This is a genomic window from Streptomyces sp. MBT53 (genome assembly GCF_016654115.1).
GTDB lineage: Bacteria > Actinomycetota > Actinomycetes > Streptomycetales > Streptomycetaceae > Streptomyces.
Map to the genome: position 1 here is coordinate 44,574 of NZ_JAEQAZ010000042.1, position 8,779 is coordinate 53,352.

General features: G+C 69.1%; 11 protein-coding genes. 2 read left to right on the top strand and 9 right to left on the bottom strand.

What is annotated here, in order from left to right; translation table 11 throughout:
- Window positions 1–144: 144 nt before the first annotated feature.
- From JHN45_RS17680 to JHN45_RS17695, 4 genes are all read right to left on the bottom strand, one after another.
- Complete coding sequence (locus JHN45_RS17680) at window positions 145–1,326, bottom strand: alginate lyase family protein (protein ID WP_307783125.1); 1,182 nt, start codon at window positions 1,324–1,326, stop codon at window positions 145–147.
- 157 nt (window positions 1,327–1,483) lie between these two features.
- Window positions 1,484–2,236, bottom strand: a complete 753-nt coding sequence (locus JHN45_RS17685; RefSeq protein WP_019072963.1) for a DUF3710 domain-containing protein — start codon at window positions 2,234–2,236, stop codon at window positions 1,484–1,486.
- Between the two features lies 1 nt (window position 2,237).
- The gene (gene dut / locus JHN45_RS17690) at window positions 2,238–2,759 is read right to left on the bottom strand and encodes a dUTP diphosphatase (RefSeq protein WP_019072962.1); all 522 of its coding nucleotides are present in this window, start codon (window positions 2,757–2,759) and stop codon (window positions 2,238–2,240) included.
- Complete coding sequence (locus JHN45_RS17695) at window positions 2,756–3,340, bottom strand: PaaI family thioesterase (protein WP_200716258.1); 585 nt, start codon at window positions 3,338–3,340, stop codon at window positions 2,756–2,758. The genes dut and JHN45_RS17695 overlap by 4 nt, the downstream gene beginning before the upstream one ends.
- Before the next feature lie 112 nt (window positions 3,341–3,452).
- Here JHN45_RS17695 and JHN45_RS17700 point away from each other — a divergent pair, with 112 nt between their 5' ends.
- The gene (locus JHN45_RS17700; RefSeq protein WP_200717221.1) at window positions 3,453–3,917 is read left to right on the top strand and encodes a DUF3093 domain-containing protein; all 465 of its coding nucleotides are present in this window, start codon (window positions 3,453–3,455) and stop codon (window positions 3,915–3,917) included.
- Between the two features lie 36 nt (window positions 3,918–3,953).
- On the opposite strand, the gene JHN45_RS17705 is transcribed toward JHN45_RS17700, so the two are convergent.
- From JHN45_RS17705 to JHN45_RS17720, 4 genes are all read right to left on the bottom strand, one after another.
- A complete protein-coding gene (locus tag JHN45_RS17705; protein ID WP_200717220.1) occupies window positions 3,954–4,871 on the bottom strand; it encodes a hypothetical protein in 918 nt (305 codons plus the stop codon).
- Window positions 4,872–4,884: 13 nt separating this feature from the next.
- Complete coding sequence (locus JHN45_RS17710) at window positions 4,885–5,181, bottom strand: DUF4193 domain-containing protein (RefSeq protein WP_005481602.1); 297 nt, start codon at window positions 5,179–5,181, stop codon at window positions 4,885–4,887.
- A 395-nt stretch (window positions 5,182–5,576) separates the two neighbouring features.
- Window positions 5,577–6,809 carry a HAMP domain-containing sensor histidine kinase gene (locus JHN45_RS17715; protein WP_200717219.1) on the bottom strand — a complete coding sequence of 411 codons (1,233 nt, stop codon included), beginning with the start codon at window positions 6,807–6,809 and terminating at the stop codon, window positions 5,577–5,579.
- Window positions 6,810–6,816: 7 nt separating this feature from the next.
- Window positions 6,817–7,470 carry a response regulator transcription factor gene (locus tag JHN45_RS17720; protein WP_010983842.1) on the bottom strand — a complete coding sequence of 218 codons (654 nt, stop codon included), beginning with the start codon at window positions 7,468–7,470 and terminating at the stop codon, window positions 6,817–6,819.
- 415 nt (window positions 7,471–7,885) lie between these two features.
- Here JHN45_RS17720 and JHN45_RS17725 point away from each other — a divergent pair, with 415 nt between their 5' ends.
- Entirely contained in the window at window positions 7,886–8,059 is a 174-nt protein-coding gene (locus JHN45_RS17725; protein ID WP_019072956.1) for a hypothetical protein, read from the top strand.
- 304 nt (window positions 8,060–8,363) lie between these two features.
- On the opposite strand, the gene JHN45_RS17730 is transcribed toward JHN45_RS17725, so the two are convergent.
- A partial coding sequence (locus JHN45_RS17730; RefSeq protein ID WP_307783126.1) for an inositol monophosphatase family protein occupies window positions 8,364–8,779 on the bottom strand: 416 nt, incomplete at its 5' end.

Sequence of the window (8,779 nt, forward strand, 5' to 3'; positions counted from 1 at the left end):
TGTCTTCCCGTCACACCCGTGTACGCAGCGTCGACTTTACGGCCAATAAGTCCGACAAAAGGGGTGGCGAGCCTGGTCCAGGACGTCTTTGACACAACCCTGATGCCCGTACGGCACGGTACGGGCATCAGGGCGTGGCGGTGCTCAGTTGGGGTTGTCGCCGTGGGTGAGGGTCTCCCAGGCCACGAAGAGGTTGTTGGTGCCGGCCGGGCGGTTGTTGAGCGTGAGGGTCTGGGTGTTGGTCATCGCGATGCCCAGACGGTTGTGCAGGGCGTTGTAGCCGACCTCGGTGACCGGTCCGAGCCCGAGGGTCAGCGACCCGCCGCACAGCCAACTCGGCACGGCCGTCCCGAGCTGGTACTTGGCCTGGAACCCGAGCGCCTGCCGCAGCCGCTCGCCGACGTCGGTGCCGTAGAGGTCGGTGCCCTGGATGCGGCTGGTCTCGGCGACGTGCGAGATCGAGGAGAGGCCGTACCCGGTGTGCGTGAAGTCGCGGCACGCCTCCTGGGTGAGCCCGGTGACGAAGGTCGACTGGCCCTGCCAGTAACTGACGATCTTCGCCGTGGTGTCGAGGTTCTGGCTCGGCACGGTCTTCGGCACGCTGCCGTCCGAGGCGAGGTAGATGTACGCGGCCGTGCGCGTCCGGAAGAGCGCCATGGCCTTGTCGTACGACGTCCTGTCCTCGAGGAAGACGGAGATGCCGATCGCCGCGTCCATCATCGTCAGCTCCCAGTTCCCGTTGGAATTGGAGCCGTTGATGATCTCGGGGAGATAGACGTTGCGGAGCATGGTCGCGAAGCGCGCCGAGTTGGTCCAGGTCCCGGTGTACGTGTACTTGATGATCTCGGCGGCCTTGGGCCAGGAGGCGCCGGCCCAGCCGGTCTGCAGGGGCGCGTTGCTGTTGGTGTGGCTGGTGATCGTGGCGGACCAGGCGTCCATGATCTCGATGGACTTCTGGGCGTAGCGCGCGTCCTTGGTGATGTACCAGGCGAGCGCGTCGGTGTAGGCCGCTATCGCGTCCTCGCGTTCGTCGGTGCAGCCGTAGTTGGGGTTGGAGTACGAGCCGCACTCGACGACGGCTCTGGGCTTCGGGGTCCGGCTCAGACTGGCGTAGGAGCTGGCCATCATCTGGTCGTAGGCGCCCTTCCAGGGCTGGGCGCCGGCGAGGACCTCGGTGCGGGCGAAGTCCAGTTGGCTCCTGGAGACGTCGACTCCGGGGTGGACGAAGGTGGCGGGGGCCGCCTGGGCGGTGACGGTGGCGCCGGGCTGGGCGAAGAAGCCCAGGACCAGCGCGGTGACGACAGAGAGCAGGGCAGCGCGGCGCACGGTGACTCCGTTCTTGTATGTGAACAAAGAGCACCCTGATGAACGTGGGCGTTGAGCCGAGACCATAGGTACAGACCAATACGCCGTCAAGAGCGCACGCACGACGAAGGGCCGCACCCCCGGAGGGGTACGACCCTTTCGTGTCTTTCTGTTCCGGCTAGCGCACCTCGGTAATCTCCGGTCCGCGCTGCAACTGGCCCATGCCGCCGGAGAAGCGGGAACCCGCCTCCTCCTGCTGGACGCCCTCGGGAACCATCTGGGCGTCGTTCGGCAGCTTCAGGACGATCGGGTCGCGGGGCGCCATCGGGCCCTCGCCGCGCACGACGACCGTGTCCCGGAAGATCTGCTCCAGCAGACCGGCCGCCTGCGGCTGCACCGCGCCCTGCCCGGAGATCACCCCGCGCAGGAACCAGCGCGAACCGTCCACACCGACGAACCGCACCACCTGGAAGCCGCCCGTGCCGTCCGGCAGCTGCACCGGAACCTGCGCGCGCAGCTCCCAGCCCAGCGGCCCCTCGACCTCGTCGACGATTCCGCCCTGCTGGGTGATGCCGCTGGCGATCTCCTCGCGGACCTCACCCCAGATGCCCTCGCGCTTGGGGGCGGCGAAGGCCTGCAACTGGATGGCACTGTCCTTGAGGACCACGGTGGCGGCGACGATCGCGTCACCCGCGACCTCGACCCGCAACTCCATGCCGTCGACTCCCGGCACGAACAGACCGCCCAGGTCCACCCGGCCCTCGGCGGGATCGCCGACCTCCGAGTCGTCCCAGGGTCCGTCGGGGCGGGGCTCCGGTTCGAGCCTCACGCGCTCCACCGCGTCCGCCTCAGTGTCGACGTCGTCGACGACCTGCTCGGCCTCGCTCGCCGCGTCCTCGGCGGCAGTGCCCTTCTTGCGACGTCCGAACACGTCACTGTCCTTCCCGGTCGGATACGACCGAAGCGTATCGATTCCCACCCGTGGTGCCGCCCACGGCGGCGTGACCGCCGGTGGACCCGAAGCCCCCCTCGGCCCGCGCCGAATCGGGAAGTTCCGCGACCTCCTGGAAGCGGACCCTCTCGACCTGCTGGACGACCAGCTGGGCGATCCGGTCGAAGCGCTCGAACCGTACCGACTCGTACGGGTCGAGATTCACCACGATCACCTTGATCTCCCCACGGTACCCGGCATCAACCGTCCCCGGGGCATTCACTAGGGCGACACCGCAGCGGGCGGCGAGCCCCGAACGAGGGTGCACGAAGGCCGCGTACCCCTCCGGGAGCGCGACAGACACCCCCGTGGGCAGTACGGCCCGTTCACCCGGCTTCAGTTCCCGGCCCTCGGTGGTCCGCAGATCGGCGCCCGCGTCACCGGGGTGCTCGTACGACGGAAGCGGTACGTCGGGGTCGACGCGCCGGATCAGTACGTCCAGGGGACTACGGCCACTGCTCACGGGTTCACCTCGAAGGCACGGGTACGCCGGACCTGGTCCGGGTCGTCCATGGCGGCCCGGATCTCCTGCGGGCGGCCGTTGTCGATGAAGTGGTCGACCTTCACCTCGATGAAGAGCGCGTCCGCGCGGACGGCGACCGGCCCGTCGGGAGCGCCGATGCGTCCCGTGGCGGTCGAGTAGATCTTCCGGCCCGCCACGGCCGTCACCTCGGCCTCCAGGTACAGCACGGTGTCCACGGGAACCGGCCGCACGAAGTCGGTCTCCAGGCGGCCGGTCACGGCGATCGTCCGCAGCAGCCAGTTCAGCGAGCCGAGGGTCTCGTCCAGCGCGCTGGCGAGCACTCCGCCGTGCGCGAGGCCCGGGGCGCCCTGGTGGGCGGCCCGCACGGTGAACTCGGCGGTGATGGTCACGCCCTCGCCGGCCCGCGCCGCCAGATGCAGCCCGTGCGGCTGGTCGCCGCCACACCCGAAACACTGTTCGTAGTGGGCACCCAGCAACTCACCGGGCGCGGGCGCGTCAGGGTGCCGCACCGGTTTCACGGCGTCGGACGGAGGCTTAAGAGCTGGAGAAGTACCACTCACAGCCGCAGACCTTACCCGCCCGCCCGTCACCCACCGCCACCCTGCCTGACAGCGCTACGCGCTGGCCCCCCTGCTCCCGGTACGTTCCCGACACCGTGCCAAGCTTGGCTCCATGCAGCTTTCCGCCTCCCCCTACGACGAGCGCCTCACCGCCCCCCGTTCGTGGTGGTTCATCTCGTTCCTGGTCGGCGTCTCCTTCGCCCTGATCCTGCTGCCCTTCGGCACCCTGCCGCTGCTCGGCGGCCTGGTCGGCGGCACCGCCTTCGCCGCGGTCACGGCCAGCTCCTACGGCTCGCTCCGCATCCGGATCGTGGGCGACTCGCTGATCGCCGGCGAGGCGAAGATCCCGGTGACGGCCCTGGGCGAGGCGGAGATTCTGGACCCGGAGGAGGCGCGCGCCTGGCGCACCTACAAGGCCGACACCCGCGCCTTCCTGCTGCTGCGCTCCTACATCCCCACGGCACTGCGCGTGGAGGTCACCGACCCGGCCGACCCAACGCCGTACCTGTACCTGTCGACGCGTGAGCCGGAGCGGCTGGCGGAGGCGCTGAAGGCGGCACGGGCGGCAGCCGTCTAGGACCGGCCATCCGGCCGGCCCCCTCCGGCCGGGCCCCTAGCGACCCAGTTCCTTGGGGATCTCGCCCATCCTGAGCGGGTCCGGCGGGGTCTCCAGGGGTGGCAGTTCGGGCAGCGCGTCCCAGGGCACCTGGGCCTTGCGCAGGTCCTTGCGGATGCGTTCGGCGAGCTTCTTGGTGTCCCGGCGGTTCATGACCGCTCCGACGGCGGCGCCGACCATGAAGGGCATCAGGTTCGGCAGGTCGCGGACCATGCGTTTCATGATCTGCTGGCGCAACTCGCGCTTCATGTGGCCGTTCAGCGCGGCGCTCATGGTCGACGGCTTGGTCACGTCGATACCGCGCTCCCCGGACCAGGAGTTCAGATACGCGGTGCTGCGCTGCCTCAGGTCACCGGGCGGACGGACGCCGTAGACCTCGTACAGCTCGGCGATCAGCTTCAGCTCGATCGCGGCGACGCCGGTGATCTCGGCGGCCAGTTCGGTGGGCATGGCGGGTGGCACGGGCAGCATCGCCGCGGCACCGATCCCGGCGCCGACGGTCGACGTCGCGTTCGCCGCGCCCGCCACCAGCTTGTCGGCGAGCTGTTCGGGGCCGAGGCCCGGGAACTGTCGCCGAAGCGCCTCAAGGTCCCGTACGGGGATCCTCGGGGCGATGTCGATGATTCGGTCGGCGAGGTACGCCAAGCCCGCCCTGGCCCGGCTGCCGCCCTTGCGGACGCCTTCCCTGGCCTTGTCCCGGATCACCGCCGCCCGTCGTTTGGCGACGGGGGCGGCTGCGGGAACGTCGGCGGGCACCGGGAGGTCAGCCCGGTCGGCCGCCGGTTCGAGCGAGGCTGATCCCTGTTCGGATGAGCCCCGCTCGTCGTCACGCGCGCCATGAGGGCCGTCGGCCGGCCCTTCGTCCGCTCCCGGCTTGAGGGAGCGGCGCTTCCAGGGTGGGGTCGAGCCAGTCACGGCCGACCCCTCCTCAGTCGCAGTCGCGGCAGATCGGCTGGCCGTTCTTCTCGCGGGCCAGCTGGCTGCGGTGGTGCACCAGGAAGCAGCTCATGCAAGTGAACTCGTCCTGCTGCTTGGGCAGCACCCGGACGGCCAGCTCTTCGTTCGAGAGGTCCGCTCCGGGCAGTTCGAGGCCCTCGGCCGCCTCGAATTCGTCGACGTCCACTGCGGAAGTCGACTTGTCGTTCCTACGCGCCTTGAGCTCTTCAAGGCTGTCCGAGTCGACGTCGTCGTCGGTCTTGCGTGGGGTGTCGTAATCCGTTGCCATGTCGCGCTCTCCCCCTCTGGGTGTCTGCGGTGTCTCCAGCGCACGTAACGCGTGAGAGGCCGGACTTGTGCCCGACCTGAGGCGGAGATTTTGCCTCACATCAAGGTCTGTTACTCAATCGACACCCAACCGGACCCCTCAAGAGTGATCGGCTTGGATGGCGAAGGGGACCGTACACGGTCCTCATGCCGCTCTTCAAAGGCACCTCACCGTGTACTTCCCGTGATCAAGACCCCTGAAAACCCGGATTTTCCCGGCTTTCCGACAGGGTGCATGATCACGGAGAGTAGATGCCCCGAAAATCGTGCTTGTGATCGATCACACACAAGAGTGCCGGAGATGCGGCCAGAAAATTCCGCGCAAAGCGAACATCCTCGTGTGTCGGCGACATGATCTCAGATGGGCAGGGTGACTCGCATCACGAGCCCACCCCCCTCGCGGGGCTGGGCCGAGATATGGCCACCGTGTGCGCGCGCCACGGACCGCGCGATCGACAGACCGAGGCCCACACCCTTGTCGCTGCCCGTTCGCTCCGTACGCAGCCGTCTGAAGGGCTCGAAGAGGTTGTCGACCTCGTACGCCGGGACCACCGGACCCGTGTTCGAGACGATCAGCACCGCATGACCGTGCTGAACCTCGGTGGTGACCTCGACCCAGCCGTCCTCCGGCACGTTGTACCGCACCGCGTTCTGCACGAGGTTCAGGGCGATCCGCTCCAGGAGGACGCCGTTGCCCTGGACGACGACCGGCTTGCGCTCGCCACGGATGACCACGTTCTTCGCGCTCGCCTCCCCATGGACCTGGTCGACGGCCTGCTCGGCGACCTCAGCGAGGTCCACGGGCTTGCGCTCGACGATCTGGTTGTCGCTGCGGGCGAGCAGCAGCAGGCCTTCGACGAGCTGCTCGCTGCGCTCGTTGGTGGCGAGCAGCGTCTTGCCGAGCTGCTGCAGCTCGACAGGGGCCCCAGGATCCGACAGATGCACTTCCAGGAGCGTGCGGTTGATCGCCAGCGGGGTGCGCAGCTCGTGCGAGGCGTTCCCCACGAAGCGCTGCTGCGCGGTGAAGGCCCGCTGCAACCGGTCCAGCATCTCGTCGAAGGTGTCCGCGAGTTCCTTGAGCTCGTCGTCCGGGCCGTCCAGCTCGATCCGGCGGGACAGGTCCGAGCCGGCCACCGCGCGGGCGGTCCGGGTGATCCGGCCCAGCGGGGACAGCACCCGGCCCGCCATCGCGTACCCGAAGGCGAAGGCGATGATCGCGAGACCGAGCAGGGTCAGCAGGGAGCGGCTGAGCAGGTCGTCCAGGGCGTGCTGGCGCTGTTCGTTGACGCACTCGTTCATCGCGTTGTTGAGCGTGGTCGCCGACGGCTCGGACGGGAAGTTGCAGGTGCTGCTGCCGACCGAGCCGGAGATGACCTTGAAGGGCAGCTCACTGCCCACGTTCAACGCGTGCGCCGCGAGCAGGTAGATGATCGACAGCAGCAGGATCCCGGCGATCAGGAACATCCCGCCGTACAACAACGTGAGCCGTATACGGATGGTGGGGCGCAGCCAGGGGAACGGCGGTTCGGGCCTTCTGGGGTCCCACGTGGGCTTCGGGGGCGCCTGGGGAGGCGCGGGGGTCGTCGCCACAGTGGACTCAGATCCGGTATCCGGAGCCGGGCACGGTGACGATGACCGGGGGCTCGCCGAGCTTGCGGCGCAGCGTCATGACCGTCACCCGCACGACATTGGTGAACGGATCCGTGTTCTCGTCCCACGCCTTCTCCAGCAGCTGCTCCGCGGAGACGACCGCGCCCTCGCTGCGCAGCAGCACCTCCAGGACGGCGAACTCCTTGGGCGCCAGCTGGACTTCCTTGCCGTCGCGGAACACCTCGCGGCGGTTCGGGTCGAGCTTGATGCCAGCACGCTCCAGGACGGGCGGCAGCGGCACGCTCGTACGGCGGCCGAGGGCACGCACGCGTGCCGTCAGCTCGCTGAACGCGAAGGGCTTGGGCAGATAGTCGTCGGCGCCGATCTCCAGGCCCTCGACGCGGTCGCTGACATCGCCGGACGCCGTGAGCATCAGCACGCGGGTGGGCATGCCGAGCTCGACGATCTTGCGGCAGACGTCGTCGCCGTGCACGAGCGGGAGGTCGCGGTCGAGGACGACCACGTCGTAGTCGTTGACGCCGATGCGCTCCAGGGCGGCCGCACCGTCGTACACGACGTCGACGGCCATGGCCTCCCGGCGCAGTCCGGTGGCCACCGCATCGGCGAGCAGCTGCTCGTCCTCGACGACGAGTACGCGCACGTCGCTTGTCCTTCCTCTGTCCACCCGCGTAGCGCGTCTCGGCGCACGCGGGCAGGGTCTTCGTGGCTGTGTGACCTCCATCCTGCCCTTTTCGGCCATAAGTCGGCTGTAAGGCGGCCGGACGCAAGATGAAGGTCAGGTATGAGGCCCGGGAATGCGGGATTTTCTCGATGGGTTGAGGTTTCCACCGAAGGGAGCGCGGGGAGGACGGCTTTACACCCCGCGATCACGCTCTGCATGTGGCAAGCCACCTTGTGGTACGTCCAACGCTTCCGCAGAGCGGGCGTGGGTGTCCGGCACCGTCGCCGCCCAGCCAGGGCAGCGCTGGGCACCCGCATCCGCAGACGTGATCGCCCCTTCCGAACGGCACACCCCCGTGCCACCCGACCCACGACCCAGGACGAGGGGGCGCAGCATGGACGCATTCACCGCAGGACTTCTGCAGCGCATAAGGGCGACCGAGACCGACCTGACGCGGGCTCGTGACGAGGGCGACGACTTCCTCGTCGAGGTGGAACAGGCCGAGCTCGACGACCTGCGCCGCCTGGCCGCCGACCACGGTGTGGAGGTCAGCGCGACGAGCGTCTGATCAGCGCAAACAGCAGAAAAGCAGGACCCCGGCGAATCCAGCGCCGGGGTCTTGCTGCTGTTCGGGCCCACCACAACCCGGGGCAAGGGCCCACCCACTTGAACTGTCCCCACGCCACCGGCCGAGAGGGAGCCGTAGGGGCGCGCCGGTGTCGAGAGGACCAGCGCGCGGAGGCGCGCAGCGCCGAGCACGGTGGGCCTCTCGACACCGGCTCCCAGCGCCCCGAAGGCGACCGAACCAAAAGAGGTGCGAACGGCGCCTACCCAACGCCGGCCCACCTACGCGGCGCCTACCCAACACCGCCTCAGTCGTGCCAAGCCCCAAAGTCCTCCAGCAGCCCCTGAAGCGGCTCGAACACCCCCGGACTCCCCACGACAGCCAGATCCCGCCCCGGTCGCTCTCCGGGCCGTCCACCGCTCAAGGCGCCTGCCTCTCGGGCGATCAGGTCCCCCGCGCCGAGGTCCCACGGGTTCAGCCCCCGCTCGTAGAAGCCGTCCAGCCGGCCCGCGGCCACATCGCACAGGTCGACCGCCGCCGAGCCGCCCCGCCGGATGTCCCGCAGCAGCGGGATCAGCTTCTGCGCCACGTCGGCCTGGTGGACCCTGACCGCGGTGACGTAGTTGAAGCCGGTCGACACCAACGCCTGCTCGAGGGGCGGCGCGGGCCGGCAGGCGAGCCTGCGTTCGCCCTCCCACGCGCCCGTGGCCCACGCCCCGCCGC

What these genes read in the sequence shown, in the direction of transcription:
- JHN45_RS17700 (WP_200717221.1), top strand. Translation starts at nt 3,453, where the DNA reads ATGCAGCTTTCCGCCTCCCCCTACGACGAGCGCCTCACCGCCCCCCGT.
- JHN45_RS17725 (WP_019072956.1), top strand. Translation starts at nt 7,886, where the DNA reads ATGGACGCATTCACCGCAGGACTTCTGCAGCGCATAAGGGCGACCGAG.
- JHN45_RS17710 (WP_005481602.1), bottom strand. Translation starts at nt 5,181, where the DNA reads ATGGCAACGGATTACGACACCCCACGCAAGACCGACGACGACGTCGAC.